The organism is Luteimonas sp. MC1750, assembly GCF_016615955.1.
In the GTDB taxonomy this organism is placed as follows: Bacteria; Pseudomonadota; Gammaproteobacteria; order Xanthomonadales; family Xanthomonadaceae; genus Luteimonas.
In genome coordinates this window covers 2,537,278-2,563,107 of record NZ_CP067113.1, presented here as the reverse complement: position 1 = coordinate 2,563,107, position 25,830 = coordinate 2,537,278, and the positions used below count along the sequence as shown (strand labels likewise).

The 25,830-nt window shown below is 69.3% G+C and carries 22 protein-coding genes, 2 rRNA genes and 1 other RNA gene; 12 read left to right on the top strand and 13 right to left on the bottom strand.

Annotated elements, in window-relative coordinates:
• Window positions 1–96: 96 nt before the first annotated feature.
• Window positions 97–2,977: ribosomal RNA gene (locus tag JGR68_RS12015) — 23S ribosomal RNA — on the top strand.
• Window positions 2,978–3,152: 175 nt separating this feature from the next.
• Window positions 3,153–3,266 (top strand): 5S ribosomal RNA (gene rrf / locus JGR68_RS12010).
• A gap of 759 nt (window positions 3,267–4,025) precedes the next feature.
• Here the strand turns inward: rrf and rpiA are convergent.
• The 7 genes from rpiA to JGR68_RS11975 all read right to left on the bottom strand — a co-directional run bounded on the left by rpiA (window position 4,026) and on the right by JGR68_RS11975 (window position 8,817).
• Complete coding sequence (rpiA, locus tag JGR68_RS12005) at window positions 4,026–4,673, bottom strand: ribose-5-phosphate isomerase RpiA (RefSeq protein ID WP_199359980.1); 648 nt, start codon at window positions 4,671–4,673, stop codon at window positions 4,026–4,028.
• Window positions 4,670–5,152: an EVE domain-containing protein gene (locus JGR68_RS12000; RefSeq protein ID WP_199359981.1), complete on the bottom strand. Its 483-nt coding sequence runs from the start codon at window positions 5,150–5,152 to the stop codon at window positions 4,670–4,672. Before JGR68_RS12000 ends, rpiA begins: the two co-directional genes overlap by 4 nt.
• A complete protein-coding gene (locus JGR68_RS11995; protein WP_199359982.1) occupies window positions 5,149–5,730 on the bottom strand; it encodes a 5-formyltetrahydrofolate cyclo-ligase in 582 nt (193 codons plus the stop codon). The genes JGR68_RS12000 and JGR68_RS11995 overlap by 4 nt, the downstream gene beginning before the upstream one ends.
• A gap of 45 nt (window positions 5,731–5,775) precedes the next feature.
• A non-coding RNA gene (ssrS, locus tag JGR68_RS11990) (6S RNA) lies at window positions 5,776–5,961 on the bottom strand.
• 93 nt (window positions 5,962–6,054) lie between these two features.
• A complete protein-coding gene (locus JGR68_RS11985; protein ID WP_199359983.1) occupies window positions 6,055–6,348 on the bottom strand; it encodes a cell division protein ZapA in 294 nt (97 codons plus the stop codon).
• A complete protein-coding gene (locus JGR68_RS11980) occupies window positions 6,345–6,566 on the bottom strand; it encodes a TIGR02449 family protein (protein ID WP_199359984.1) in 222 nt (73 codons plus the stop codon). The genes JGR68_RS11985 and JGR68_RS11980 overlap by 4 nt, the downstream gene beginning before the upstream one ends.
• A 31-nt stretch (window positions 6,567–6,597) precedes the next feature.
• A complete protein-coding gene (locus JGR68_RS11975; RefSeq protein ID WP_234446510.1) occupies window positions 6,598–8,817 on the bottom strand; it encodes a GGDEF domain-containing phosphodiesterase in 2,220 nt (739 codons plus the stop codon).
• A 123-nt stretch (window positions 8,818–8,940) separates the two neighbouring features.
• On the opposite strand from JGR68_RS11975, the gene JGR68_RS11970 reads away from it, so the two are divergent.
• On the top strand, window positions 8,941–9,486 hold the full coding sequence (locus JGR68_RS11970; RefSeq protein ID WP_199359986.1) for a UPF0149 family protein: 546 nt from the start codon (window positions 8,941–8,943) through the stop codon (window positions 9,484–9,486).
• A 22-nt stretch (window positions 9,487–9,508) separates the two neighbouring features.
• Entirely contained in the window at window positions 9,509–10,825 is a 1,317-nt protein-coding gene (locus tag JGR68_RS11965) for an aminopeptidase P N-terminal domain-containing protein (RefSeq protein ID WP_199359987.1), read from the top strand.
• 71 nt (window positions 10,826–10,896) lie between these two features.
• On the opposite strand, the gene pepQ is transcribed toward JGR68_RS11965, so the two are convergent.
• The 6 genes from pepQ to rph form a co-directional block, all read right to left on the bottom strand.
• Window positions 10,897–12,234, bottom strand: coding sequence for a Xaa-Pro dipeptidase (pepQ, locus tag JGR68_RS11960; protein WP_199359988.1), 1,338 nt, complete (start codon window positions 12,232–12,234; stop codon window positions 10,897–10,899).
• Between the two features lie 63 nt (window positions 12,235–12,297).
• A complete protein-coding gene (locus tag JGR68_RS11955; protein WP_199359989.1) occupies window positions 12,298–12,648 on the bottom strand; it encodes a PilZ domain-containing protein in 351 nt (116 codons plus the stop codon).
• Window positions 12,645–14,678: a DUF1631 family protein gene (locus tag JGR68_RS11950; protein ID WP_255531896.1), complete on the bottom strand. Its 2,034-nt coding sequence runs from the start codon at window positions 14,676–14,678 to the stop codon at window positions 12,645–12,647. The genes JGR68_RS11955 and JGR68_RS11950 overlap by 4 nt, the downstream gene beginning before the upstream one ends.
• A gap of 514 nt (window positions 14,679–15,192) precedes the next feature.
• On the bottom strand, window positions 15,193–16,344 hold the full coding sequence (gene hemW, locus JGR68_RS11945; RefSeq protein WP_199359990.1) for a radical SAM family heme chaperone HemW: 1,152 nt from the start codon (window positions 16,342–16,344) through the stop codon (window positions 15,193–15,195).
• A 1-nt stretch (window position 16,345) separates the two neighbouring features.
• On the bottom strand, window positions 16,346–16,939 hold the full coding sequence (gene rdgB / locus JGR68_RS11940) for an RdgB/HAM1 family non-canonical purine NTP pyrophosphatase (RefSeq protein WP_199359991.1): 594 nt from the start codon (window positions 16,937–16,939) through the stop codon (window positions 16,346–16,348).
• Between the two features lie 3 nt (window positions 16,940–16,942).
• The gene (gene rph, locus JGR68_RS11935; RefSeq protein ID WP_199359992.1) at window positions 16,943–17,671 is read right to left on the bottom strand and encodes a ribonuclease PH; all 729 of its coding nucleotides are present in this window, start codon (window positions 17,669–17,671) and stop codon (window positions 16,943–16,945) included.
• Window positions 17,672–17,734: 63 nt separating this feature from the next.
• Here rph and JGR68_RS11930 point away from each other — a divergent pair, with 63 nt between their 5' ends.
• The 8 genes from JGR68_RS11930 (at window position 17,735) to JGR68_RS11895 (ending at window position 25,791) form a co-directional block, all read left to right on the top strand.
• Window positions 17,735–18,595: a YicC/YloC family endoribonuclease gene (locus JGR68_RS11930; protein WP_199359993.1), complete on the top strand. Its 861-nt coding sequence runs from the start codon at window positions 17,735–17,737 to the stop codon at window positions 18,593–18,595.
• Between the two features lie 13 nt (window positions 18,596–18,608).
• Window positions 18,609–19,238, top strand: coding sequence for a guanylate kinase (gene gmk / locus JGR68_RS11925; protein ID WP_199359994.1), 630 nt, complete (start codon window positions 18,609–18,611; stop codon window positions 19,236–19,238).
• A gap of 107 nt (window positions 19,239–19,345) precedes the next feature.
• Window positions 19,346–19,645: a DNA-directed RNA polymerase subunit omega gene (rpoZ, locus tag JGR68_RS11920; RefSeq protein WP_199359995.1), complete on the top strand. Its 300-nt coding sequence runs from the start codon at window positions 19,346–19,348 to the stop codon at window positions 19,643–19,645.
• A gap of 121 nt (window positions 19,646–19,766) precedes the next feature.
• Entirely contained in the window at window positions 19,767–21,929 is a 2,163-nt protein-coding gene (locus tag JGR68_RS11915) for a bifunctional (p)ppGpp synthetase/guanosine-3',5'-bis(diphosphate) 3'-pyrophosphohydrolase (protein WP_199359996.1), read from the top strand.
• A gap of 93 nt (window positions 21,930–22,022) precedes the next feature.
• A complete protein-coding gene (locus JGR68_RS11910) occupies window positions 22,023–22,406 on the top strand; it encodes a RidA family protein (protein WP_199359997.1) in 384 nt (127 codons plus the stop codon).
• A gap of 4 nt (window positions 22,407–22,410) precedes the next feature.
• Window positions 22,411–24,531 carry an ATP-dependent DNA helicase RecG gene (recG, locus tag JGR68_RS11905; RefSeq protein ID WP_199359998.1) on the top strand — a complete coding sequence of 707 codons (2,121 nt, stop codon included), beginning with the start codon at window positions 22,411–22,413 and terminating at the stop codon, window positions 24,529–24,531.
• A gap of 17 nt (window positions 24,532–24,548) precedes the next feature.
• Window positions 24,549–25,481 (top strand): nucleoside hydrolase, encoded by a 933-nt coding sequence (locus JGR68_RS11900; RefSeq protein WP_199359999.1) that lies wholly within the window; start codon window positions 24,549–24,551, stop codon window positions 25,479–25,481.
• A gap of 67 nt (window positions 25,482–25,548) precedes the next feature.
• Entirely contained in the window at window positions 25,549–25,791 is a 243-nt protein-coding gene (locus JGR68_RS11895; protein ID WP_199360000.1) for a type B 50S ribosomal protein L31, read from the top strand.
• Window positions 25,792–25,830 lie beyond the last annotated feature (39 nt).

Sequence of the window (25,830 nt, the reverse complement as noted above, 5' to 3'; positions counted from 1 at the left end):
CCTTGAGGCCCTAGAGATTGAGTGTATGTTTCGCGCTGCGGGGATTTGTACCCCTGGTGGCACGACGTATGGCTCCGAGGCGACTTGGGGTTATATGGTCAAGCGAATAAGCGCACACGGTGGATGCCTTGGCGGTCAGAGGCGATGAAGGACGTGGCAGCCTGCGAAAAGTGTCGGGGAGCTGGCAACAAGCTTTGATCCGGCAATGTCCGAATGGGGAAACCCACTCCGCAAGGAGTATTGCATGGTGAATACATAGCCATGCAAGGCGAACCCGGGGAACTGAAATATCTAAGTACCCGGAGGAAAAGAAATCAACCGAGATTCCCCCAGTAGCGACGAGCGAACGGGGAGCAGCCCAAAAGTTGTTCCGGTTCTAGCAAAACAGTCTGGAAAGACTGGCCATAGAAGGTGACAGCCCTGTATGCGAAAGGGCCGGAATGATGAAAAGTGAGTAGGGCGGGGCACGAGAAACCCTGTCTGAACATGGGGGGACCATCCTCCAAGGCTAAATACTCCTGACCGACCGATAGTGAACCAGTACCGTGAGGGAAAGGCGAAAAGAACCCCGGTGAGGGGAGTGAAATAGACCCTGAAACCGTGTGCGTACAAGCAGTAGGAGCCCTTCGGGGTGACTGCGTACCTTTTGTATAATGGGTCAGCGACTTACTGTTCGTGGCGAGCTTAACCGTATAGGGGAGGCGAAGGGAAACCGAGTCTGATAAGGGCGCATAGTCGCGGGCAGTAGACCCGAAACCGGGTGATCTAGTCATGCCCAGGGTGAAGGTACCGTAACAGGTACTGGAGGCCCGAACCCACTCCCGTTGCAAAGGTAGGGGATGAGGTGTGATTAGGAGTGAAAAGCTAATCGAACCCGGAGATAGCTGGTTCTCCTCGAAAGCTATTTAGGTAGCGCCTCGCACGAATCTTCTTGGGGGTAGAGCACTGTTATGGCTAGGGGGTCATTGCGACTTACCAAACCATTGCAAACTCCGAATACCAAGACAGACTATGCGGGAGACACACGGCGGGTGCTAACGTTCGTCGTGAAAAGGGAAACAACCCAGACCCACAGCTAAGGTCCCAAATTCCATGCTGAGTGGAAAACCATGTGGAAAGGCACAGACAGCCAGGAGGTTGGCTTAGAAGCAGCCATCCTTTAAAGAAAGCGTAATAGCTCACTGGTCGAGTCGGTCTGCGGGGAAGATTTAACGGGGCTAAGCATGGAACCGAAGCTTGGGGTGCATCACTTCGTGATGCGCGGTAGAGGAGCGTTCCGTAAGCCGGTGAAGGTGGATTGAGAAGTCTGCTGGAGGTATCGGAAGTGCGAATGCTGACATGAGTAACGATAATGGGGGTGAAAAGCCCCCACGCCGAAAGCCCAAGGTTTCCTTGCGCAACGTTAATCGACGCAGGGTGAGTCGGCCCCTAAGGCGAGGCAGAAATGCGTAGTCGATGGGAAGCTGGTTAATATTCCAGCACCTCGCACAAGTGCGATGGAGGGACGGAGAAGGTTAGGTCTACCAGGCGTTGGTTGTCCTGGGGAAAGGCGGTAGGTTTGGGTCTTTGGCAAATCCGGGACCCTTCAAGACCGAGCACCGAGACGAGCTCATTAGAGCGAAGTGACTGATACCACGCTTCCAGGAAAAGCTCCTAAGCTTCAGCTTGTGCAGACCGTACCGTAAACCGACACAGGTGGGTAGGATGAGAATTCTCAGGCGCTTGAGAGAACTCGGGTGAAGGAACTAGGCAAAATGGTACCGTAACTTCGGGAGAAGGTACGCCCTTGTTCGTGGCTGCATGCGCAGCTGAGCGAGCGAGGGCCGCAGATACCAGGCCGCTGCGACTGTTTATCAAAAACACAGGACTCTGCAAACACGAAAGTGGACGTATAGGGTCTGACGCCTGCCCGGTGCCGGAAGGTTAATTGATGGGGTCAGCCGCAAGGCGAAGCTCTTGATCGAAGCCCCGGTAAACGGCGGCCGTAACTATAACGGTCCTAAGGTAGCGAAATTCCTTGTCGGGTAAGTTCCGACCTGCACGAATGGCGTAACGATGGCGGCACTGTCTCCACCCGAGACTCAGTGAAATTGAAATCGCTGTGAAGATGCAGCGTTCCCGTGGCAAGACGGAAAGACCCCGTGAACCTTTACTATAGCTTTACACTGAACGTTGAGTTCGTCTGTGTAGGATAGGTGGGAGGCTGTGAAACCCTGGCGCTAGCTGGGGTGGAGCCAACCTTGAAATACCACCCTGTCGTGCTTGACGTTCTAACCTAGGTCCGTGATCCGGATCGGGGACCGTGTATGGTGGGTAGTTTGACTGGGGCGGTCTCCTCCCAAAGAGTAACGGAGGAGCTCGAAGGTACGCTCAGCGCGGTCGGACATCGCGCACTGTGTGCAAAGGCATAAGCGTGCTTGACTGCAAGATCGACGGATCAAGCAGGTAGGAAACTAGGACTTAGTGATCCGGTGGTTCTGTATGGAAGGGCCATCGCTCAACGGATAAAAGGTACTCCGGGGATAACAGGCTGATACCGCCCAAGAGTTCATATCGACGGCGGTGTTTGGCACCTCGATGTCGGCTCATCACATCCTGGGGCTGTAGTCGGTCCCAAGGGTATGGCTGTTCGCCATTTAAAGTGGTACGCGAGCTGGGTTCAGAACGTCGTGAGACAGTTCGGTCCCTATCTGCCATGGGCGTTGGAGATTTGAGAGGGGCTGCTCCTAGTACGAGAGGACCGGAGTGGACGAACCGCTGGTGTTCCAGTTGTCTCGCCAGAGGCATTGCTGGGTAGCTACGTTCGGAAGCGATAACCGCTGAAAGCATCTAAGCGGGAAGCGCGCCTCAAGATGAGATCTCCCGGGACACAAGTCCCCTGAAGGAACCATCAAGACCAGGTGGTTGATAGGCTGGGTGTGTAAGTACAGCAATGTATTGAGCTAACCAGTACTAATGATCCGTGAGGCTTGACCATATAACCTCAAGTGGCCTTGGACTCGACGACGCGTCGATGTTCGACCCAAAAGTTCGCTACGTCCCTACCTTATTCGCCAACGGCGGAGCTGTGTTCAAGCTCCGTTCCGAGGCAACCCAACGAGAGCGTGTGCGCGTCAAGCCAGCACCACCGGCCCGCGACCCTCCACCCTCTCCCTGGTGACAATAGCTTCATGGAACCACCCGATCCCATTCCGAACTCGGAAGTGAAACGTGAACGCGCCGATGGTAGTGTGCATTCAGCATGCGAGAGTAGGTCATCGCCAGGGTTTTTACCCCAAAACCCCGCAGCCTCGGCTGCGGGGTTTTTCTTTTGGGCGCCGCGGCGCTTCGACGCATGGCCTGCTGCCGCTCATGTCCCCCGATGCCGGCCTCTAGGCCGGCATCTCCTCCTTGACTTCCCGTCAGCAGGCCACGCGCCAAAGCAATGCGGGGCTGCGGGCGATCTGCGGTAGGGCCAAGGCGATGCAAGGCCGCGGGCGCTTCGCAGAAATGCCGAAGCGATGCAGGGCCGGGGGCGCTTCGCGCAAAGCCAAAGCGATGCAGGGTCGGCGGTACGCCGCACAAGGGCCAAAGCCGGGTCCCGCGCCGATCATCTGCGCGGCGTCTCGCGTCTCGCGCCCTGCGGTCAGAGGTCAGAGGTTCAGCGGTCAGCGGTCAGCGGCCGATTCATCCGGACTGCGGTGCGATGCCTGCTGACGGGAAGTCAAGGAGGAGGCTCCGGCCGCAGGCCGGGGACGGGGGACATGAGCGGCAGCAGGCATCGCATCGCAGTACCGCCAAGCGTCCCGCGAGACGACGTTCCGGAAACCGGCCGACGTGGACGCCCCGGGTTTCGCCAGAGAGACTACTTCGGCTTCTTCCGGGACTTGGAAGAAGAACCTATTCCCTGGGCGAACTTAGAAGGCGGGACGCGTTGGACGAATCAAACCTGGCTGCGATCTGGCCTGAGTGCGCCCTCACAGTGCGGCCTGGTAGTCCGCGCATAGCCGGCCGCTTCCCTGTGTCCGTGTGAAGCCGCGGGCAGGTCAGCGGACCCGGGGCGCCGGGCCGCCCACGATCACCACGTCGGCCGGCCGGCGGGCGAACAGTCCCACGGCCACGACGCCCGGAATCTGGTTGATCGCGCGTTCGACGACCACCGGGTCGCTGATCGCCAGGCCGTGGATGTCGAGCACCCAGTTGCCGTTGTCGGTTACCGTGCCCTGGCGCCAGACCGGCTGGCCTCCGGTCATGGCGAGGATCTCGCGCGCGACCAGGCTGCGGGCCATCGGAATCACCTCGACCGGAAGCGGGAAGCGCCCGAGCGTGTCGACTTCCTTGGACGGATCGATGATGCAAACGAAGGTGGCGGCCGCCTCGGCGATGATCTTTTCGCGGGTGAGGGCTGCCCCGCCGCCCTTGATCAGGCGCTTGCCGGGATCGCACTCGTCGGCGCCGTCGACGTAGAGGGGGATCGGGCCGCAGGCGTTGAGGTCCAGGACCTCGATGCCATGGCCACGCAGGCGCTCCGTGCTCTGCTCCGAGCTCGAAACGGCACCGGCGATGCGATCACGCATGCCCGCCAGCGCATCGATGAAATAGGCCACCGTGGAACCGGTGCCCACGCCGACCACCATGCCGTCTTCGACGTATTCGATGGCCTTTTCGCCGGCCAGGCGCTTGGCGTCGCTCATTTCGGCTCCATGGCCAACAGGATCTTCCACTGCGCGGCGGTGACCGGCAGCACGGACAGGCGGGTGCCCTTGCGGATCAGGGCGAACTCCTCGCCGAGCGCATCGGCGCGCTCGCGGATCGCCGCAAGCGTCACCGGCGCCCGAAGCTTGCGCACGAAGCCGACGTCGACCAGCATCCAGCGCGGTTCCTCGGGGGATGCCTTGGCGTCGAAGTACTTCGACTTGCGATTGAACTGGGTGGGATCCGGATAGGCGGTACCGGCGACTTCGGCGATGCCGTAGATGCCCGGCACGTCGCAGTTGGAGTGGTAGAACAGCACGCCGTCGCCCGGCTGCATGCCATCACGCATGAAGTTGCGCGCCTGGTAGTTGCGCACGCCCGTCCAGGGTTCGGTCCCGACGCGCTCGAGGTCGTCGATGGAGAAGTCCTCGGGCTCGGACTTCATCAGCCAGTAACGCTTGCGCTTGCCAGTGCTCATGGTGCTCGTGAAAGGGTGGAAAGGTCGGTGCAGACGGCGTCGAGCTGCACGTCCCAGTCCTTGCTGGGCAGTGCTCCATCGACCTGCTGGAACGCGAACGCGGCGCCGACCAGGCGCGGCGGCGCGGGTCGGTGCTGGCGGAACGCGAAGCTGCGATCGTACCAGCCGCCCCCCATGCCGAGCCGGTGGCAGCGGTGGTCGAAGCCCACCAGCGGCACGACGACCAGGTCCAGGGATTCGGGCGACAGCAACGCAGCCGGGTCCACGACGGGCTCCGGAATGCCATAGCGGTTCGGCTGCACGGGCTCGCCGGCGTTCCACGGTGCGAACCGCAGGCAGCCGTCCTCATGCAGGACCGGAAGACAGTAGGTGACGTCGGGCGAAAGCCGCAGCTGCCAGACATGCAGCGGGATCTCGCCGTCGGCGGCCCAGTAACCCGCGACGCGGGATCCAGGTGCGAGCGGCTGCGCAAGGAGCTGGGCCGCGAGTCCGCCGGCGGCGCCGATGCGCGCGGCTGCGGGCACGTCGCGCCGGAGTTCGCGCAGCTGTCGACGGAGACCGACCCGCCCGGCGCTCAAGCCATCACCGTGTGGATGGTCGCGGCCGGAAAGGCGAAAAGGGATACGTCCTCCACCATGTCGATGCGTGCCAAACGACCTTGAACCCGGGGTTCAAGTGGGAACGCTTGTCGGCCTTCGGGCTTTCCGCTCGGGGGCGGACATGCGCGCCAGGCTTCCGTGGCATTCCCGTGGTCGTCATTAAGGGACAAGGCGTATGTTTGTGCACGCCGTCGGTCAGGGCAGAGGACGCAGGCGCAGTATACCGCGTGCCTGCGGAGCGACGCGGCCACCCGTCGGCGGGCGTTCACCTTGTGCAGGAGCGCGCGGGCATCGCGCGCGGATTCAGACATCGAGCAGGGCGTCGACCCGGGCCTGAAGCGATGCCAGCGTGCGTGCGATCTGGCGATCGCGCTGTTCGCTCTCGCGCTTGAGCTGGTCGAGCTCGTGCGCGAGGTTGAGCGCGGCCAGCACCGCCACACGGTCGATCGCCGCCATGCGGTTGGCCCCGCGCACTTCGCGCATGCGCGTGTCGAGAAGGCGCGCGGCGGCCATCAGGCCGTCGACTTCGCCGGTGCCCACGCCCACGGTGTATTCGCGGTCGAGCACGCGGATGCTGACGGCCTTGGGTTCGCTCACGTGTGCTGCTCCAGCGACTTCAGACGCGCGATCATCGCCTCGACGCGGCTGCGTGCCTGTTCATTCTTGGCCAGCAGCTGCGAGCGCTCCCCCGACACATGGTCGTGCTGCAGGCGCAGGCTGCGATTCTCCTCGGCCAGCCTGCGGGTGCGCGCAGCCAGCTCGTCGAAGCGTTCGGAGAGCCGCTGCAGCTGGGCGAGCACGTCGTCGGTGTCCATCACGGCACGATAGGCAGCCGCAGGGGGGTGGTCAAGGCGCGGCGGCGGGCAGCGGTTCCGCGGCGCGGGCCGGCGGGTGGCGGTTGCGGATGAAGGCCATGCAGGCCACCGCGTCGAGCGGTCGCGAGACCCAGTAGCCCTGGATCTCGTCGCAGCGGTGCCGCGCCAGGAACGCCGCCTGCGCCTCGTTCTCCACGCCCTCCGCGACCACCGTGAGCCCGAGGCCGTGCGCCATCGCGATCACCGTGGTGGTGATCGCCGCACCTTCGGGGTCGTGGCCGAGGTCGGCGATGAAGGTCTGGTCGATCTTGATCGTGGTGATCGGCAGGCGCTTGAGGTAGGCCAGCGAGGAATAGCCGGTGCCGAAATCGTCGATCGCCAGCGACACGCCCAGTTCGCGGAAGGCCTGCAGCTTGACCGCGGTCTGCGCGGCGTTGGCCATCAGCACGCTCTCGGTGAGCTCCAGCTCGAGCGCCTGCGGCGGGATATCGGTGTCATGCAGCACGCGCCGCACGACTTCGGCGAAATCACCGCGCAACAGCTGCAGGACCGACATGTTCACCGACATCGTGAGCGACGTCAGGCCATGCTGCCGCCAGCGCTGAAGCGCCAGGCAGGCTTCGCGCAGCACCCACTCGCCGATCTCGAGGATCATCCCGTTTTCTTCGGCCAGCGGGATGAAGTCGGTCGGCGCGATCTCGCCGTGCTCGGGGCTGGACCAGCGCAGCAGGGCTTCGGCGCCGGTGATGCGCGCGTCCGCGAGCGCCAGCCGCGGCTGGAACACCACGCGCAGCTCGCCGCGGTCGAGCGCCTTGTGCAGCGCGCCGGCCAGCGTCGCGCGACGCCGGATCGAGGCCTCCATGCTGTCGTCGTAGCGCATGTAGGTGCGGCGGCCGGCGGCCTTGGCCTGGTACATCGCGGCGTCGGCGCGCTTGAGCAGCTCGGTCGGCACCTGGGCATGGTCCGGATAGAGGCTGATGCCGATCGATGGCGACACCGAGACCTCCTGCCCGTCTTCCGGCACCAGCGGGGCCTCGAAGGCCATGATGATCTCGCGCGCCACGCGCTCGGCGTCCTCGGGGGCGGCCAGGTCCTCGAGGATGACGGTGAATTCGTCGCCGGCCAGGCGCGCCACCGTCTGGCCGTGGCCCACCGCCTGCTGCAGCCGGGCGGCCACGGCGCGCAGGATGCGGTCGCCGGTGGCGTGGCCAAGCGAATCGTTGATGTCCTTGAAGCGGTCGAGGTCGAGGAACAGCACCGCCACGCGAGAGCCTTCCCGTCGCGCACGCACGATGGCGCGCGACAGCCGCTCGGCGAGCAGCGACCGGTTGGGCAGGTTGGTCAGCGAGTCGAAGTTGGCGAGGTAGCGCAGCTCCTCCTCGGCGCGCTTCTGCAGCGTGATGTCGCTCAGCATCACCACGTACATCCGCTCGCCCCGCGCGTCGTCGGCCGCGCGCACGGTGGCGGCCTCGATCGCGCAGAGGAACTCCTCGCCGTTGCCGTGGCGCTGCCAGAGCTCGCCCGACCAGCGGTCCTCGCGCTCGACGGCGTCGCGCATGCCGCGGCCGCGGGCGGGTTCGTGCTGCACGCTGTCGAGGATCTCGGCGCCGCGCCCGACCACCTCCGCGGCGCTGTAGCCGGTGATGCGGGTGAAGGCGGGATTGACCGAGAGGAAGCGGAAATGCGCGTCGAGCACCGCGACCGCCTCGTTCATGCTGCGCAGCACCTCGCTGGCGATGCGGTTCTCGCGCTCGACCGCGCGGTTGCGGTCGATGTCGAGCGACGTGCCGGCCAGACGCAGGACCGTGCCGTCCACGTCGTGTTCGACCGCGCGCCCGCGGGCCCGGATCCACACCCATTCGCCGCGCGTGGCCGCCGGGCTGTCGGCGCGGACCCGGTGTTCGGACGCGAACTCCGCCGTTTCGCCGGCGACGTAGCGGTGCATGCGATCGACCACGCCCGGCAGGTCATCCGGGTGGATGACCGCGGCCGGGTCGGCGTGTTCGGAGCTGAAATCGTGCTCGGCCCCCTGCCGGTCCTGCCTGGCGACCAGGTAGCGCAGGCAGGCGCTGGGGACGTGGAAATCCCAGTAGCGCTGGTTGCTGGCCCAGAGCGCCATGCGGAAGCCGCGCTCGCGTTCGCGCAGCGCGTCCGCGCCCCGGCGCGCCGCGCGCACGCGCGCCAGCAGCGCCAGGCAGGTGGCCGCGAGCAGGACGATGACGGCGAGTGCCAACGCGGTTTCAGCGGCCACGCGCAAGAGACTGCTCCCCATCCGCCTCCCCAGGCGTGTCCTGCAGTGTAGGCGGCGCCACGCGCCGGCAACAAGCGCGGCGCGCGGTACACTGGCGTGGTCACTTTTCCGCCTGACCACGCCATGCCAGAGTCGTTGCCTCCCGTGACCGAAGTCGAGCAGGCCTGCCGCGAGGCGGGGCTGGCCACGCCCGCGCCCGAGCTCCACGGCGGCCTGTGTGGCTGGCTCGCCGGCGGTGGCGACAGCTCCGGCAACTGGCTGGCGAACGTGATGGTCGATGACGCCCTGCCGGCCCCCGCCGAAGGGTCGGTCCTTGCGCGCCTGGCGTCGGTGACCTCGGCCCAGTTCGAGGATCGTGCCTTCGGCCTCGAGCTGCTCGCTCCCGGCGAGGACGCCTCGCTGGCCGAGCGCAGCGGGGCGCTGTTCGACTGGTGCCGCGGCTTCGTCGGCGCATTCGGACTCGCTGCCGGCGGTGGGCCGCGGCTTTCGGAAGAGGGCAGCGAAGCCCTCGCCGACCTCGCCCGGCTGGCCCGCGCCACGGCGCAGGACGACGGCGACGAAGAGGACGAGGCGGCGCTGGCCGAGATCGAGGAGTTCGTCCGCGTGGCGGCCCTGCTGCTGCACGGCGACTGCGCAATGGCTGCGCGCCACCGCAGCCGCCTCAACTGAGCCCGCCGCGCCGGACGCCTGGATGACGCCCGCCACCGCGCTCGCCAGCTACAGGCGCCGTCGCCGCCAGCTCATGCGGATGGCCGGCGAGGACGCGATCCTGATCCTCCCCGCCGCGCCCGAGCGCGTGCGCAGCCGCGACACCTGTTATCCCTACCGCCAGGACTCCGACGTCCTGTACCTCAGCGGCTTCGAGGAGCCCGAGGCCGTGCTGGTCCTGGTGCCCGGGCGCAGCCACGGCGAGAGCCTGCTGTTCTGCCGCGAGCGCGACCCGGAACGCGAGGCCTGGGACGGTCCGCGCGTCGGACCCGAGGGCGCGCCTGACGCATTGGGCATGGACGATGCCTATGCGATCGACGACATCGACGAGATCCTGCCGGGGTTGCTCGAAGGCCGTACCCGCGTCTACTACCACTTCGGCCGCGACACCGACTTCGACCTGAAGCTGATCGGCTGGCTGAACCGCGTCCGAGCCCAGGTGCGGCATGGCGCGCAGCCGCCGCACGAGTTCCTCGAGCTCGGCCACCTGCTCGACGAGATGCGCCTGGTCAAGGGCGCCGAGGAACTGAAGCTGATGCGGCGCGCCGCCGCGATCAGCGTCGAGGGCCACCAGGCGCTGATGCGTGCCGCGCGCCCGGGCATGCGCGAGTACGCCCTGCAGGCCGAACTGGAGCGCGTGTTCCGTGCGTCCGGCGCGCAGCCGGCCTACAGCAGCATCGTCGGCGCCGGCGCCAACGCCTGCGTGCTGCACTACCGCGCCAACGACGCGCTGGCGCGCCGCGGTGACCTGGTGCTGGTCGACGCCGGCGCGGAGTACCGCGGTTACGCCGCCGACATCACCCGCACCTTCCCGGTCGGCGGGCGCTTCAGTCCGGAACAGCGCGTGCTGCACGACCTGGTCGATGCCGCCCATGCGGCGGCGATGGCGCAGGCGCAACCGGGACTGCCGTGGGAAGCGGGGCACAACGCGGCGGTCGAGGTGCTGGTCGACGGCATGCTGTCGCTGGGCCTGCTCAAGGGTTCGCTGAAAAAGGTCATCGCGGAGGGCAGCTACCGGCGCTACTACCCGCACAAGACCGGCCACTGGCTGGGCCTGGACGTGCACGACGTCGGCGACTACCGCATCGACGGCGAGTCGCGCCTGCTCGAGCCGGGCATGGTCTACACCATCGAACCGGGCATCTACATCCCGCCCGGCGATACCGGGGTCGCGGCCAAGTGGCGCGGCATCGGCATCCGCACCGAGGACGATGTCGCGATCACCCGCGACGGCCACGAGGTGCTGACCGCGGGGCTCGCGCGCAGCGCGGACGAGATCGAAGCCTTCATGGCGGCCTGAGGCCGCCTGCAGTCGCGTGCGGCCGCTCCCGGTCGCGTGTGTCCCCTTTTGCCGCCGCCCCCGACCGCGGACTACGCCAGCTCCGCGAAGGCCTCGCGCGTCAGGTTCACCGGCGCGTCGTCGGTGCAGACCACGTTGTCCTCGATGCGCACGCCGCCGAACGGACGCAGGGCTTCCACGCGCTGCCAGTCGACCAGGCGCGCGTTGTCGCTGGCCTGCAGGTCCTCGATCAGCATGTCGGCGAAGTACAGCCCCGGCTCGATGGTGACCACCATTCCAGGCGCCAGCGTGCGGGTCATGCGCAGGTAGGGGTGGCCCTCGGGCTTGTCGATCGTGCCGCCGGCGTCGGACGCGGCGAAGCCTGCGACGTCGTGCACCTGCAGGCCGATGCCATGGCCGATGCCGTGCGGGAAGAAGCTCGCGCTCAGGCCCGTGGCCACGGCCTCTTCGGCCCCGCAGGTCACGATGCCGAACTCCTTCAGCACGCCGGACAGCGACAGGTGTGCGTCGAGGTGCAGCTGGCGGTAGTCGACGCCGGAGCGGACCTGGTCGCACATCGCCAGTTCCGCCGCGTCGATCGCGTCGATGAAGGCCTGGAACTCGCCGTCGCGGTCCATCGCGTGGGTGCGGGTGATGTCGGCCGCGTAGCCGCCGTGGCCGGCGCCGGCATCGAGCAGGAAGCTGCGGACCGGCTTCGGCGGCAGGCGGTCGAGTTCGGTGTAATGCAGCACCGCGCCGTGCCGGTTCAGCGCCACGATGTTGCTGTAGGGCAGCTCGCTCGCGTCCTGGCCGACCGCCTGGCAGTAGGCCAGGTGGATGCCGAACTCGCTGGCACCGGCACGGAACGCACGCTCGGCGGCCCGGTGCCCGCGCACGGCGCGGCGCTGGGCCTCGCGCATCATCGCCAGCTCGTAGGGCGTCTTGTAGGCGCGGTGGTACTCGAGGTAATCGATGACCGGCTGCGGGTTGTTGGGCGCGAACGCGCCGTAGCGGCCCAGCGCGCTCTGCGGCTCGCCGAGGATGGCGCAGCGGGTGGCGTTGCGCGGCAGGTGGTGCAGGGCCTCGTCCGCGGTGCGGATCACCTCGATGTCGAAGTGCTCCACCCAGTCGCCCGAAGGCGCCTCCGGCACCACGTGCCAGTAGTCGCGCGGCTGCAGGTAGACCAGCTTCGGGCGCTGTCCGGGCGTGACCACCAGCCAGCTGCCCGGGTTGCGCACCAGTGGCACCCAGTGCTTGAACGGCGGGTTGACCGCGTAGGGATAGTCGCGGTCGTCGAAGACCTGGTAGTGCAGGGTGCCGCTGGGCACCACCAGGTGGTCGAAGCCGCCGCGCTCCAGCGCCGTCGCGGCGCGCGTGGCCAGCACCTCGAGGTGCGCGGCGTACAGGGTGGCAGGCGAGTCGGTGGTCATGGCGGTCCGTCGGGCGGGGGATGCGGCCATTTTGCCGGATCCGCCCGCGCGGGGCCGCCGGGCCTACTCGTAGCGGCTTCCGGGTGCGTCGATCCAGGCGCGCATCGGGGCTGCCTGCTGTTCGGTGAGGCCGATGAAGCGGAAGCCCGCCCAGGCCTGGCCGGGCGCGCTGGCCTGGTCCACCCACAGCAGGTGGGCCCCGATCTCGACCGTGGTCTCGCTGCCGGCCTCTGCCGGCAGGGTGAAGCGGAACTGGTACAACGCGTCGTCGACCAGCGGCGCCCCGGCCATGAGCAGCATGCCGGTCTGGGACAGGTTGCCGATGCGGCCCACGACCCGCTCGGTCATGGCATCCATGACCAGGATGGTGTCGGGGGCCTTGCGGCGCCGCGCGCGGCGGAACTCGTTGATCATGCCTGGTGTTCCCCGGAAATCGGCAGGGTGTCGCCGCGCCCGGCGAAGCTGCGCAGGGTGCGCAGCGCGGCCTGCCAGGCACGGTCGACCAGGCGGCCGCGCTCGGCGGTGACGATGCGCGCCTGCCCCGCCGTGATCATCCGTGCCAGCGAATCCAGCGAGTGCTCGCCGATGCGCTGGCCGCGCTGGTTGACGAACAGCGCGTTGTCGGTGACCGGGCTGAACCAGGACATGCGCCGCCGGACGACGTCACCCTGCTGGTTGGTGGTGAATTCGATCCACGTGCCGAAGGGCAACACCCGCAGCTGCTCGTAGCGCGCCTGTTCCTCCGGCGTGCGCGGCGGCAGGTCCGGCCGGCGCGCGCGCTCGGCATCCTCGCCCAGGCGGGTGCGCGCCTTGAGCTTCATCGCCAGCTCGGTGCGCGATGCCGGATCGTCCTCGTCGCTGCGGCTGCTGGTCAGGCGGGCGGCGATGATGCCGGCCTCGTCGGCGTGGTAGCCGACCTGCGACAGGGCGGCCTCCACGTGCGCGGCCAGTGCCGGGTCGGCGGCGTCCTCGCCCTTCGCGCAGGCGGTGATGATGCGGCGCGTGGCATCGAGCTGCGCCTGCCACTCCGGCGAGTCCTCGCCCTGGCGCAGCAGGGTCAGCGTGAGCACGTCGGCCCAGGCCTGGCTGAGCAGCGCGCGCGAGAACTTCGGCATGCGCTGGTCGCCAACCAGCTTCTCGAGCATGGCCGAGGAGCGCAGCTTGGCGACCTCGAGCTTTTCCTTGCCGCGGGCGGCCTCGATGTGCCGGCGCTCGAGCATCTCCGCCTTGCGCACCTGGGCCTGCAGGTGGCCCTGCAGCTGTTCGTTGCTGGCCTCGAAGACCGCGGTGTCGCCGTCGTACTTCTCGACGACGTGGGTGACGGCCTCCTGCAGCGGCAGCAGCAGCTGGGGGTCGAGGTCGTCCTTGTCGAGCCAGCCCGCGGCGGTTTCCGCGACCGTGTTCAACAGTTCGCGCGCCGGGTGCGTGGCCTGGACGAAGAAGGCCTGGTCCTGCAGCGCCACGCGCAGCAGCGGCAGCTGCAGGCGCCGGATCAGCGCCGCGGCCGGTGCATCCGAGCGGATCTCGCCCTCGAGCTGGCCGTACAGCAGGTGCAGCAGCTCGAAGGTGTCGTTGTCCTGCTGCGAGAGCGCCGCGCCCTTGCCATGGCGCTGGCGCGCCTGGGCGAGCAGCATCTGGCGCACGTCCATGAGGCTCGGTGGTGCGCCGCCCGGACCGTTGGGCTGGCGCTGCAGCGCGCCGAGGGCGCTCATGACTTCGCCGGTGTCGAGCGTCGCCTTGCCGCCGGCCGGGCGCGCGGAACGCAGCTTGCCGATCAGCGCCCTGCGTCCGGCGAGCAGCTGTTGCAGCGCGACGTAGGACGCTTCCTCGTCGCTGCCCGACAGGGCGGTCGTGGTTTCCGCCATCCAGGCGGTGTGCGGTCGACCAGCGCCTGCCGGCCCACCGGCGGGCGGACGGGCATCGCCGGCCCGGCCGCGGCCCGCGCCCTGGGTCGAGCCCTGACCGGCCACGCCTGGGCCGGCGCCGCCCTGCGCAGCGCCACCGCCGGCGACGTGGCCACCGCCCGCGCCTTCGGCCGGACGATCCCCGCGTGCCGTCGCCGCCTCCCGCGGGCGGGCCGAGGCCTGGCCCGGCGCCGAGCCCTCGGCGGCGTCCAGCGCCTCCTGGCGCGACGACGCGCGCAGGCGGACCGGCACATAGGTCAGGCCCTTGAGGATCCCGGCCTGGTCGAGCGTTGCGTCGAGCTTTTCCAGCACCGGCGCGTAGTGCGCCATGACCACGCGGTCGAACAATCGGTAGAGGAGTTCGCGCGCCTCGGAGCCGACCTGCAGCGACCGGCAGGCCTTGCGCAGCGCGCGGCAGACGGCCTGCGGACCCAGCGGCAGGCGCTCGGCGTCCATCGCCGGGGTTCCGGCCAGCACGCCGAAGCGCTGGCCGAGCAGATGCATCGGCAGGCTGGCGCGGCCCTCCTGGCGGGTGGCGATCTCGCGCAGCAGCGTGTCTCGTCGATCATCGAGTCGTCGACGAGGCTCAGCACCCGGCCCGCCACCGGCTTGGCGACGGCGGGCGCGGGAACCGGCATGCCCGCGGAGCGGATGCCCGCGAGACCGGCCTCGAGCTCGAGCATGAACTGCGGCACCAGGTCCGAACGTCCGGCGCGGAAGGTGCGCAGCGCCTGGACGTAGGCCGATTCGCTGCCCGGATGGCGCGCGCGTTCGGCGAGCCGGAACAGCTCCTGCTCGTACTCGTCCAGCAGCGCCGACAGGTACGGGTCGAGCTCGGCGGACACCAGCCGGAGCGCCGCGTCCAGCGCCTTGCGGACGCGACGCGGAAGGTCGGTCGCGGCAAGGTTGCGCCGGGCGTGGCCGTCGTTTGGATGTGTCGTCAGTGACATGTTCGCGTGGCCAATTCCCCTGCCCGCTTCATATCACGCGCAGGATGTGACGGCCAGCACGGAGTCCCTGCCCCAGGCCGGCAATCCATCGCCGGTGGAGGCGTTCACGGCAGGAACAGCGAGACGACGTCGTTGCCCAGGCGTCGCCCGAGGGCGGTCGGCACCACGCGTTCGCCGTCGGTGGTGAGCCAGCCGCGACCGATCGCCTCGCCGAGTTCGCCGGCGATCGCCGCGCGCGGCAGGCCGGTGCAGGCTTCGAAGTCGGCCAGGCGGAAGCCCTCGTGGAGGCGCAGGACGTTGAGCATGTACTCGAAAGGCAGGCGGGACGGCTCGACGTCCTCGTCCCCGCCCATGGCCGCCGCGGTCCCGGCCACGCCCATCCAGGCGGTGGGGTGCTTGAGCTTCCAGCGCCGCCGGACGCTCTGCGCGGCACCCAGGCTGATCTTGCCGTGGGCGCCGGCACCGATGCCGAGGTAGTCGCCGAAGCGCCAGTAGTTGAGGTTGTGCGCGCACTGGCGCCCGGGGCGTGCGTAGGCGCTGACCTCGTAGTGGTCGAAGCCGGCCGCGGCCAGCATCGCCTGGCAGTGTTCCTGCATGTCCCAGGCCAGGTCCTCGTCCGGGATCGCCTCGGGAGGCCGCGCGGCGAACAGCGTGTTGGGCTCCAGCGTGAGCTGGTAGTGCGAGACGTGCGCCGGCTGCAGGGCGAAGGCGCGCTCCAGGTCGCGCGCGGCACCGGCCAGGTCCTGGCCGGGCAGCGCGTACATCAGGTCGATGTTGATGTTGTCGTAGCCGGCGTCCTGGGCCAGCTTCACCGCGGCATCGGCCTCGCGGCTGTCGTGGATCCGGCCCAGGCGCTGCAGGCAGCCGTCGTCGAAGCTCTGGATGCCGAAGCTGAGCCGGTTGACGCCGGCCGCCAGGTAGCCCTCGAAGCGGCCGTGCTCGGCCGTCCCGGGGTTGGTCTCCAGCGTGATCTCGCAGCCGGGCGCGAAGCGCAGGCGCGCGCTGGCCTGCTGCAGGAAGTCGTCGATCGCGTCCGCCGGGAACAGCGACGGCGTGCCGCCGCCGAAGAACACGCTGTGCACGGTACGGCCCCAGGCCAGCGGCAGGTCGTGTTCGAGGTCGGCGACGAGCGCCTGCACATAGCCGGCGAAGGGCAGGGCGCCGCGCTGCTCGTGCGAGTTGAAGTCGCAGTACGGACACTTGCGCACGCACCAGGGCAGGTGCACGTACAGCGACAGCGGCGGCGGCACCAGCATGTCAGGCCAGTTCGTGCAGGCGCGCGCGCAGGGCGGCGAGGGCGCGGCCGCGGTGGCTGATGGCGTTCTTGCGCGCGGCCGGCAGCTCGGCGGCGGTCAGGCCGCTGTCGGCGTCCAGGAACACCGGGTCGTAGCCGAAGCCGCCGTCGCCGCGCGGCGCATGCAGGATGCGTCCGCGCCAGTCGCCTTCGACCACCAGCGGCTTCGGGTCGGCGGCGTGGCGCAGGAGCACGATGCAGCAGTGGAAGCTGGCGCCGCGCGCGTCGTCGGCAACGCCGTCGAGCTCGCGCAGCAGGCGCTTGATGTTGCGGCCGGCATCGCCGCCCGGCCCGGCGTAGCGCGCCGAATACAGCCCCGGCGCACCGCCCAGTGCATCCACGCACAGGCCGGAGTCGTCGGCCAGCGCCGGCAGGCCGGTCTCCCGTGCCGCGTGGCGCGCCTTGAGCAGGGCGTTCTCGACGAAGGTGAGGCCGGTCTCCTCGACGTCTTCGACGCCGAACCCGGACTGCGCGCGCAGTGCGAAACCGTCGCCGGCCAGCAGCTCGCGCAGCTCGGCCAGCTTGCCGGCGTTGCCGCTGGCCAGCACCAGGTCCATGGCTCAGCCCGCCAGCGCGGCCTGCTGCGCGGCGAACAGTTCGCGGCAGCCCTTTTCCGCCAGGGCCAGCATCGCGTCCAGTTCGTCGCGGCGGAAGGCGTGGCCTTCGGCCGTGCCCTGGAGTTCGATGAAGCCGCCACCGTCGTTCATCACCACGTTCATGTCGGTGTCGCAGGCGCTGTCCTCGACATAGTCGAGGTCGAGCACGGGCACGCCGGAATGGATGCCGGCCGAGACCGCGGCGATGGCGCCATGGATCGGATCGCGCTTCACGTCGCCGCGCTTCTGCAGCCAGCGCACGGCGTCCACCAGCGCCACGTAGGCGCCGGTGATCGCCGCGGTGCGGGTGCCGCCGTCGGCCTGCAGCACGTCGCAGTCCAGGGTGATGGTGCGCTCGCCCAGGGCATCGCGATCCACGCAGGCGCGCAGCGAGCGGCCGATCAGGCGCTGGATCTCCAGCGTGCGCCCACCCTGCTTGCCGCGGGAGGCCTCGCGGTCGGTGCGGGTGTTGGTGGCGCGCGGCAGCATCCCGTATTCCGCCGTGACCCAGCCGCTGCCCTTGCCGCGGAGGAAGCCCGGGACCCGGTTCTCGACGCTGGCGGTGCACAGCACCCGGGTCTCGCCGAACGCCACCAGCACCGAGCCCTCGGCGTGGCGCGTGAAGCCACGCTCGATGCGGACCTCGCGCATCTGGTCCGGCGCGCGGCCGCTGGGGCGAGGGGTCTGGGACATGTCGATTACCGCTGGAATGGCGTGCGAGTTTACCATCGGCACCCCGAACCACCGGATGCCGGCATGATCCGCAGCATGACCGCCTACGCCTCCGGCGAGCGCGCCACCCCGTGGGGGACGCTCGCCTGCGAGCTCCGCGCGGTCAACCACCGCTTCCTCGAGATCGGCTTCCGCGCGCCGGATGAACTGCGCGCGCTGGAGCCGCAGCTGCGCGAGCGGATTTCGGCGCGCGTCTCCCGAGGCAAGGTCGACCTGTCGCTGCGCCTGCGGCCGGTCGAGGGCGTCGCCACCCTGCACGTGGATCAGGCGCTGCTGTCGCAGCTGTCGGATCTCGCCGTGGACGCGGCGGCGCGATTCCCCGGCCTGCACACCCAGTTCGTCGACCTGCTGCAGTTTCCAGGGGTGATGCGTTCCGCCGCGCCGGAGCCGTCGGCCCTGCAGGCCGAGGTGCTGGGCCTGCTGGAAGAGGTGCTGGAAGCCTTCGTGGCCGCGCGCGAGCGCGAGGGCTCCAAGCTGGTCGCGGCGATGCTGGAGCGGGTGGACGGCATTGAACGCGTGGCCGCCGACGTGCGCGGCCTGGTGCCCGCCATCCGCGAAGGGCAGCGGCTGAAGCTGGAGGCGCGCCTGGCCGACCTGGCGCAGGCCGCCGACCCGGGGCGCATCGAGCAGGAACTGGTGCTCTCGCTGCAGAAGCTCGACGTCGACGAGGAGCTCGACCGGCTCGGCAGCCACGTCGACGAGATCCGGCATGTCTTCGACCAGCCGGAGCCCGTTGGCCGCCGGCTGGACTTCCTGCTGCAGGAGTTCAACCGCGAGGCCAACACCCTGGGCTCGAAGTCGGTCGACCGGCGGACCACCCAGGCGGCGGTCGAGCTGAAGGTGCTGATCGACCAGATCCGCGAACAGGTGCAGAACATTGAATAGCGGCGAAGCCCCGATGCGCGGGACCCTCTTCATCGTCGCGGCGCCCTCGGGGGCCGGGAAGTCCAGCATCGTCAACGCCTGCCTGGCGCGCGACCGCAACATCAGCCTGTCCGTCTCGTTCACGTCGCGTCCGCCGCGCCCCGGCGAGCGCCATGCCGAGCACTACCACTTCGTCGACGCCGCCGGCTTCCAGCGGATGATCGATGCCGGCGACTTCTTCGAGCATGCCCGCGTGCATGGCGACTGGAAGGGCACCGCGCGGCAGTCGGTGGAGCCGCAGCTGGTCGCCGGCCGCGACGTGCTGCTCGAGATCGACTGGCAGGGTGCGCGCCAGGTGCGCACAGCGGTGCCGGACGCGGTCGGGATCTTCATCCTGCCGCCGTCGCGCGCCGCGCTCGACCAGCGCATGCGCAAGCGCGGCCAGGACAGCGAGGAGGTCATGGCGAGGCGCCTGGCCGCCGCGCGCGAGGAGATGTCGCACTACGACGAGTTCGAGTACGTCATCGTCAACGAGCAGTTCGAGACCGCGGTGGACGAGATGTGCGCCGTCTTCACCGCCAGCCGGCTGCGGCGCGAGGCCCAGGCCCGGCGCCACGCGTCGCTGATCGCCGCGCTCCTGGACGGGGAATCCACCCCGGGTTGAGTGCAAGTGGTTGATTTCCGTGCCTTTGCTTGCGGCGCGGTCGGGCTTGCCCTATCATTTCCGGTCCCTCTTACCGTATCGACGGCCTGCCGGCCGCCAGGAGATTTATGGCCCGCATCACCGTTGAGGATTGCCTCCAGGTCATCGACAACCGCTTCGAGCTGGTCATGATGGCCGCCAGGCGCGCCCGCCAGCTTGCCAACGGCGTCGAGCCGCAGCTCGACAACAGCGAGAACGACGACAAGCCGACCGTGCTTGCGCTGCGCGAGATCGCCGCGCGCCGCATCGATGCCGACTACGTCGACGCCGTCGAGAAGTCCGAGCGCGAGCGCCGCGAGCGCGAGGCGCTGGAGTGGGCCGCGGCCGAAGTGGTGGCCGACGACGACCTGTCGAAGGGCGACGACTGACTCCGCCGGCGCCTGCGCGCCGCTGCGACGGCCCCGCTCCGGCGGGGCCGTTTTCGTTGTGGGCCCTGCATGCCCACGCGACCGCGTTGCCGGCCTGCGGGCGCACGCGTAGGCTCAGCGCATGAATGCAGCCGAGCTCGCGCTGGTGAAGGTGACCGTGCCCGGGGATGCGGATGTTCCCGCGTACATGCGCGCCCTCGAGGCCTCCGCGGCCTACCTGCCCGCGGACCAGCTGCGCCTGCTGCGGCGCGCCTGGGCCGTCGGCGCCGCGGCCCACGAAGGCCAGGCGCGCAAGTCGGGCGAACCGTACATCACCCACCCGGTGGCGGTGGCGGGCGTGCTCGCCGAGCAGAAGGTCGATATCGAGACGCTGGTCGCGGCGGTCCTGCACGACACCATCGAGGACACCCCGCTGACCCGCGACGCGCTCGCGGCGGAGTTCGGCGAGCCGGTGGCCGAGCTGGTGGAGGGTGTCACCAAGCTCGACAAGCTCCAGTTCGCCAGCCGCCGCGAGGCCGACGCCGAAAGCTTCCGCAAGATGATGCTCGCGATGGCGCGCGACCTGCGCGTGATCCTGATCAAGCTCGCCGACCGCCTGCACAACATGCGCACCCTGGGCGCGCAGTCGGTCGAGGCGCGCGAGCGCATCGCGCGCGAGACGCTGGAAGTCTATGCGCCGATCGCGCAGCGGCTGGGCATGAACCTGATCAAGGCCGAGCTGCAGGACCTCGGCTTCCGTGCGCTGTATCCGATGCGCCACCGCATCCTGGAAAAGCACATCCGCGCCCAGCCGATGCTGCGCCGCGAGGCGATGGCGCGCATCGAGGCGCAATTCGCCCAGCGCATGGCCAAGGAGGGCCTCGAGTACCGCCTGGTCAGCCGGGTGAAGTCGCCCTGGAGCATCTACAACAAGATGCGCGCCGAGGCCAAGACCTTCGCCCAGGTGATCGACGTCTTCGGCTTCCGCATCATCGTCGGCACGGTGGCTGGCTGCTACCACGCACTGGGCGTCGCGCACTCGGTGTACAAGCCGGTCGACGGCCGCTTCCGCGACTTCATCGCGATCCCCAAGGCCAACGGCTACCAGTCGCTGCACACGGTGCTGTTCGGCCCCTACGGCTCGCCGATCGAGGTGCAGATCCGCACCGAGGAGATGGACCTGATCGCCGAGCGCGGCATCGCCGCGCACTGGGCCTACAAGCACGGCGGCGGCGGGCCCAACAGCGCGCAGCAGCGCGCGCACAGCTGGATCTCCGGCCTGCTCGAGTCGCAGAGCGATACCGGCTCGTCGCTGGAGTTCCTGGAGAACGTCAAGGTCGACCTGTTCCCGGACGAGGTCTACCTGTTCACGCCCAAGGGCGAGATCATGTCGCTGCCGCGCAACGCGACCGCGGTCGATTTCGCCTACGCGGTGCACACCGACATCGGCAACCGCGCGGTGGCGGCGCGCGTGGACAAGCGCCTGGTGCCGCTGCGCACCCGGCTGGCCAGCGGACAGACGGTCGAGATCGTCACGGCGAAATCCTCGCAGCCGAGGCCGCAGTGGCTGGAGTTCGTGGTCACCGGCAAGGCGCGGACCGCGATCCGCCAGCAGCTCAAGCAGCTCGAGCACGAGGACGCGGTCCAGCTGGGCCACCGCATGCTCGACAGCGCGCTGGAAGACCTCGACAGCTCGCTCGAGCGCCTGCCGGCCGCGCAGCTCGATGCCTTCCTCGCCGAATACCGCTATCCGCGGCTGGAAGCCCTGCTGTCCGACGTCGCGCTCGGCAACCGCATGCCGGCGCAGGTGGCCCAGGCGCTCACCCACAAGGCACCGCCGCCGGGTGCGCCGCGCAGCCACCGCGACGACCGCATCCTGATCACCGGTGCCGAGCGCGGCGTGCTGACCTTCGCCAACTGCTGCATGCCGATCCCCGGCGACGACATCATGGGTTACCACACCGCCGGCCGTGGCGTGATGGTGCACCGGATCGAATGCCCGAACGTGGCCGAGTACCGCAAGTCGCCCGACCGCTGGGTCGACATCGGCTGGGACCGCGAGGTCACCGGCGACTACAACGTGGCGCTGCGCTTCCAGGTCGAGAACCGGCCCGGCGTGCTGGCCCAGGTGGCGGCGGCGGTGGCCAAGGCCGAGTCGAACATCGATGCCGTCGAATACCTGGAGCGCGACACCAACGTCGCGGTGATCCAGTTCGCCATCGAGGTCCGTGACCGCTCGCACCTTGCCGACGTCATCCGCAAGGTGCGGCGGCTTGGCGTGGTGCATGGCGTGCAGCGGCTCTGAAGCAAGGCGTGGGGCGCGCTGCGGCCGCGCACGATGGCCGCGGCCACGGGGCGCGGTCATAATCCCCGGCCACGCACCACGAGGATTCCACGCATGTCCAGGCAACCCGTCCGCACCGCCGATGCCCCCGCCGCGATCGGCCCCTATTCGCAGGCCACGCGCTGCGGGAACATGGTGTTCCTGTCGGGCCAGCTGCCGATGGACGCCGCCACCGGCGAACTCGTCGACGGCGACATCGCCGCCCAGGCGCGGCGCGCGTTCGACAACCTGCGCGCGATCTGCCAGGCGGCCGGTGGCTCGCTGGACGACGTGGCGCGCGTCGGCCTGTACCTCACCGACCTCTCGCAGTTCGCGGTGGTCAATGCGGTGATGGCGGAGTATTTCAGCGAACCGTACCCCGCGCGTTCGACCATCGAGGTGTCGGCGCTGCCCAAGGCCGCGCAGTTCGAAGTCGACGCGGTGATGGTCCTCGACTGAGGCAGTGGCAGCGGCGCGACGCAGCGCGGCCACGCCTGCACCCGGACTGGCGCCGGGCGGCAAGGCCGCGCTTTCCACCCTGCCCGGCGTCGGCGCGAGGATCGCGGAGAAGCTCGCCGCGCGCGGGCTCGAATCGCTGCAGGACCTGTGGATGCAGCTGCCGCGCGGCTACGAGGACCGCACGGCGCTGGTCCCGATCCGGCTGTTGCAGCCGGGCGTCGCGGCCCAGGTGGAGGGGCGGGTCGAAGCCGTCGAGCGCGGTTTCCGCTACCGGCCGATGCTGCGCGTCGCGCTCGGCGACGACTCGCGGGCCACCCTCGTGCTGCGCTTTTTCCATTTCCGCGGCCCGCAGGCGGCGCAGTTCCAGCCCGGCGTGCGCATCCGCGCCTACGGCACGCCGCGTCCGGGCCAGCGCGGCCTGGAGATCGTGCATCCCAGCTATACCGTGCTCGGCGATGACGCCGACGACGGGCTCGGCGATCGCCTCGATCCGGTGTATCCGGCCGTGGAGGGCGTCGGGCCGGCGACGCTGAAGCGGCTGATCGGCCACGCGCTGGACCGCCTGCCGGGCGACGACGTGCTCGAACTGCTGCCGGCCGGCCTGCTCGACGGCCTTGGCCTGCCCGGATTGCGCGAGGCGCTGCTCACCGTGCACCGGCCGCCGCGCGACGCGGAGGTGGCCGCCCTGCTTGCCGGGACCCATCCCGCGCAGCGCCGACTGGCGCTGGAAGAGCTGCTCGCGCACCACGTGAGCATGCGGCGACAGCGCATCGCACGCCAGGCGCACGCCGCCGCCCGGCTGGGCGTGGATGTGCTGGCGCAACAATTGCGCCAGCGCCTGCCGTTCGCGCTGACGGCCGCGCAGGAACGGGTCTTCGCCGAAGTACGCGCCGATCTCGCGCGCCCGGTTCCGATGCTGCGCCTGGTGCAGGGCGACGTCGGCTCGGGCAAGACGGTGGTGGCGGCGATGGCCGCGCTGATGGCGGTGGCGGACCGGCGCCAGGCCGCGCTGATGGCGCCGACGGAACTGCTGGCCGAGCAGCACCTGGCCAACCTGCGCGGCTGGCTCGAGCCGATGGGCATCGAAGTGGCCTGGCTGGCGGGCAAGGTCACCGGCCGCGCCCGCAGCCGTGCGTTGGCCGATGTCGCCGAGGGGCGTGCGCAGGTCGTGGTCGGCACGCACGCGCTGATGCAGCAGGGCGTCGCCTTCCACGACCTCGCGCTGGCGATCGTCGACGAACAGCACCGCTTCGGCGTGCACCAGCGCCTTGCCCTGCGCGACAAGGGTGGCGAGGGCGGACGCGTGCCGCACCAGCTGGTGATGACGGCGACCCCGATCCCGCGAACGCTGGCCATGGCCGCCTATGCCGACCTCGACGTGTCCGCGATCGACGAGCTGCCGCCCGGGCGCACGCCGGTGCAGACCGTGGTCATGGCCGAGGGACGGCGCCCGGAGCTGATCGAGCGCATCCGCGCCGCCTGCGCCGAGGGCCGGCAGGCCTACTGGGTGTGCACGATCATCGACGAGTCCGACGAGGTGGTCGCGCAGGCGGCCCAGGCGACCTTCGAAGGTCTGTCGACCGCGCTGCCGGGACTGCGCGTGGGCCTCGTGCACGGGCGCATGAAGGCGGCGGAGAAGCAGGCCGCGATGCGCGCCTTCAAGCAGGGCGAGACCGGCCTGCTGGTCGCAACCACGGTGATCGAGGTCGGCGTGGACGTGCCCAACGCCTCGCTGATGGTGATCGAGAACGCCGAGCGCCTGGGCCTTGCGCAGCTGCACCAGCTGCGCGGACGGGTCGGGCGCGGCAGCGCGGCGTCGAGCTGCGTGCTGCTCTACCAGCCGCCGCTGTCGCGCATGGCGCGCGAGCGCCTGGAAACCATGCGCGAGACCGGCGACGGCTTCGTCATCGCCGAAAAGGACCTCGAGCTGCGTGGCCCCGGGGAGCTGCTGGGCACGCGACAGACCGGCCTGGCCGCGTTCCGCGTGGCCGACCTGGCGCGCGACGCCGGCCTGCTGCCGCTGGTGCACGCGCTCGGCGAACGCCTGCTGCTGGAGCAGCCGGCGGTGGCCGAACGCCTGGTCGAGCGCTGGGTCGGCGGCGCCGCCCGGTACGCCTCCGCCTGATCGGGGATAATCCGCCGATGGACGAACGCATCCCGCTGCTGATCGATACCGACCCGGGCGTGGACGACGCCCTGGCCCTGCTCATGGCGCTGAGGGACACGCGGCACGAGGTCGTCGGCCTCACCATCGCCGCCGGCAACGTCGGACTGGAACACACGGTCGCCAATGCGCTGCGGATCTGCGAAGTCGCGGGTCGTGCCGAGGTGCCGGTGTTCCCCGGCTGCGACCGCCCGCTGCTGCACCCTGCGCCGGATGCCGCCAACGTGCACGGCGTCGACGGGCTCGGCGACGCGGGCCTGCCGCCGGCGGCGACGCGCGCGCAGTCGCGCCACGCAGCGGAGGCGATCATCGAGCTCTCGCACCGGCACGCCGGTCGCCTGCTGCTGGTCGCCCTGGGACCGCTCACCAACATCGCGCTGGCGCTGCGCCTGGATCCCATGCTGCCGACGCGCATCGCGCGCCTGGTGGTGATGGGCGGCGCGGTCACCGGCCACGGCAACATCACGCCCACGGCCGAGTTCAACGTCTTCTTCGATCCGGAGGCGGCGCACATCGTGTTCGACGCCTTCGCGCGCTTCGACCTCAGCGACTGGGAGGCGACGGTCGCCCATGGCTTCCTCCACGGGGACGTCGACCGCTGGCTGGCCGCGCCCGGCGCGGTCGCGGCCTTCTACGAGGCGGTGTCGCGGCATACCCGGCGCTGGTCGGAGGATGCCCGCGGCGACCGCTGGTTCTGCGCCGACGCGCTGGCGATGGCCATGGCGCTGCGACCCGAAGGCGTGGTCGAGGCCGAGGAGCGGCCGGTCGAGGTGGTCCTGGGACGCTCGGCCGCCCGCGGCGCGACCCTGGTGGACTGGCAGCGCCAGCTGGGACGCCCGGACCGCGCCCGGATCCTGCTGCGCTACGACCAGGCGGTGCTGGAGGACCAGGTCCGCGCAGCGCTTGGCTGACCGCGCTTGCAGGCGCTGGGAGCGGCCGCTATAATGCCGCTCTTTCCTCGCTGATTCTGGTGCCGTCATGAAGGCCGACATCCACCCCGCATACCGTGACGTCGTCTTCCAGGACGTGACCTCGGATTTCAAGATCCTCACCCGTTCCACGCTCTCCAGCAAGGAGACCGTGAAGTGGGAGGACGGCAACGAGTACCCGCTGATCAAGATCGAAGTCAGCTCGGCCTCGCACCCGTTCTACACCGGCCAGAACAAGCTGATGGACACCAGCGGCCGCGTGGACAAGTTCCGCAAGCGCTACGCCAAGTAAGTCCGGCGCAGGGTTCGCGTCGACGGCCGCCCCAGGGCG

Coding starts and splice junctions, on each gene's coding strand:
- rpiA (WP_199359980.1), bottom strand. CDS start 4,673: ATGAGCGACGCCAAGCGCCTGGCCGGCGAAAAGGCCATCGAATACGTC.
- JGR68_RS12000 (WP_199359981.1), bottom strand. CDS start 5,152: ATGAGCACTGGCAAGCGCAAGCGTTACTGGCTGATGAAGTCCGAGCCC.
- JGR68_RS11980 (WP_199359984.1), bottom strand. CDS start 6,566: ATGGACACCGACGACGTGCTCGCCCAGCTGCAGCGGCTCTCCGAACGC.
- JGR68_RS11970 (WP_199359986.1), top strand. CDS start 8,941: ATGCCAGAGTCGTTGCCTCCCGTGACCGAAGTCGAGCAGGCCTGCCGC.
- JGR68_RS11965 (WP_199359987.1), top strand. CDS start 9,509: ATGACGCCCGCCACCGCGCTCGCCAGCTACAGGCGCCGTCGCCGCCAG.
- pepQ (WP_199359988.1), bottom strand. CDS start 12,234: ATGACCACCGACTCGCCTGCCACCCTGTACGCCGCGCACCTCGAGGTG.
- JGR68_RS11955 (WP_199359989.1), bottom strand. CDS start 12,648: ATGATCAACGAGTTCCGCCGCGCGCGGCGCCGCAAGGCCCCCGACACC.
- hemW (WP_199359990.1), bottom strand. CDS start 16,344: ATGCTGGTGCCGCCGCCGCTGTCGCTGTACGTGCACCTGCCCTGGTGC.
- rdgB (WP_199359991.1), bottom strand. CDS start 16,939: ATGGACCTGGTGCTGGCCAGCGGCAACGCCGGCAAGCTGGCCGAGCTG.
- rph (WP_199359992.1), bottom strand. CDS start 17,671: ATGTCCCAGACCCCTCGCCCCAGCGGCCGCGCGCCGGACCAGATGCGC.
- JGR68_RS11930 (WP_199359993.1), top strand. CDS start 17,735: ATGATCCGCAGCATGACCGCCTACGCCTCCGGCGAGCGCGCCACCCCG.
- gmk (WP_199359994.1), top strand. CDS start 18,609: ATGCGCGGGACCCTCTTCATCGTCGCGGCGCCCTCGGGGGCCGGGAAG.
- rpoZ (WP_199359995.1), top strand. CDS start 19,346: ATGGCCCGCATCACCGTTGAGGATTGCCTCCAGGTCATCGACAACCGC.
- JGR68_RS11915 (WP_199359996.1), top strand. CDS start 19,767: ATGAATGCAGCCGAGCTCGCGCTGGTGAAGGTGACCGTGCCCGGGGAT.
- JGR68_RS11910 (WP_199359997.1), top strand. CDS start 22,023: ATGTCCAGGCAACCCGTCCGCACCGCCGATGCCCCCGCCGCGATCGGC.
- JGR68_RS11900 (WP_199359999.1), top strand. CDS start 24,549: ATGGACGAACGCATCCCGCTGCTGATCGATACCGACCCGGGCGTGGAC.
- JGR68_RS11895 (WP_199360000.1), top strand. CDS start 25,549: ATGAAGGCCGACATCCACCCCGCATACCGTGACGTCGTCTTCCAGGAC.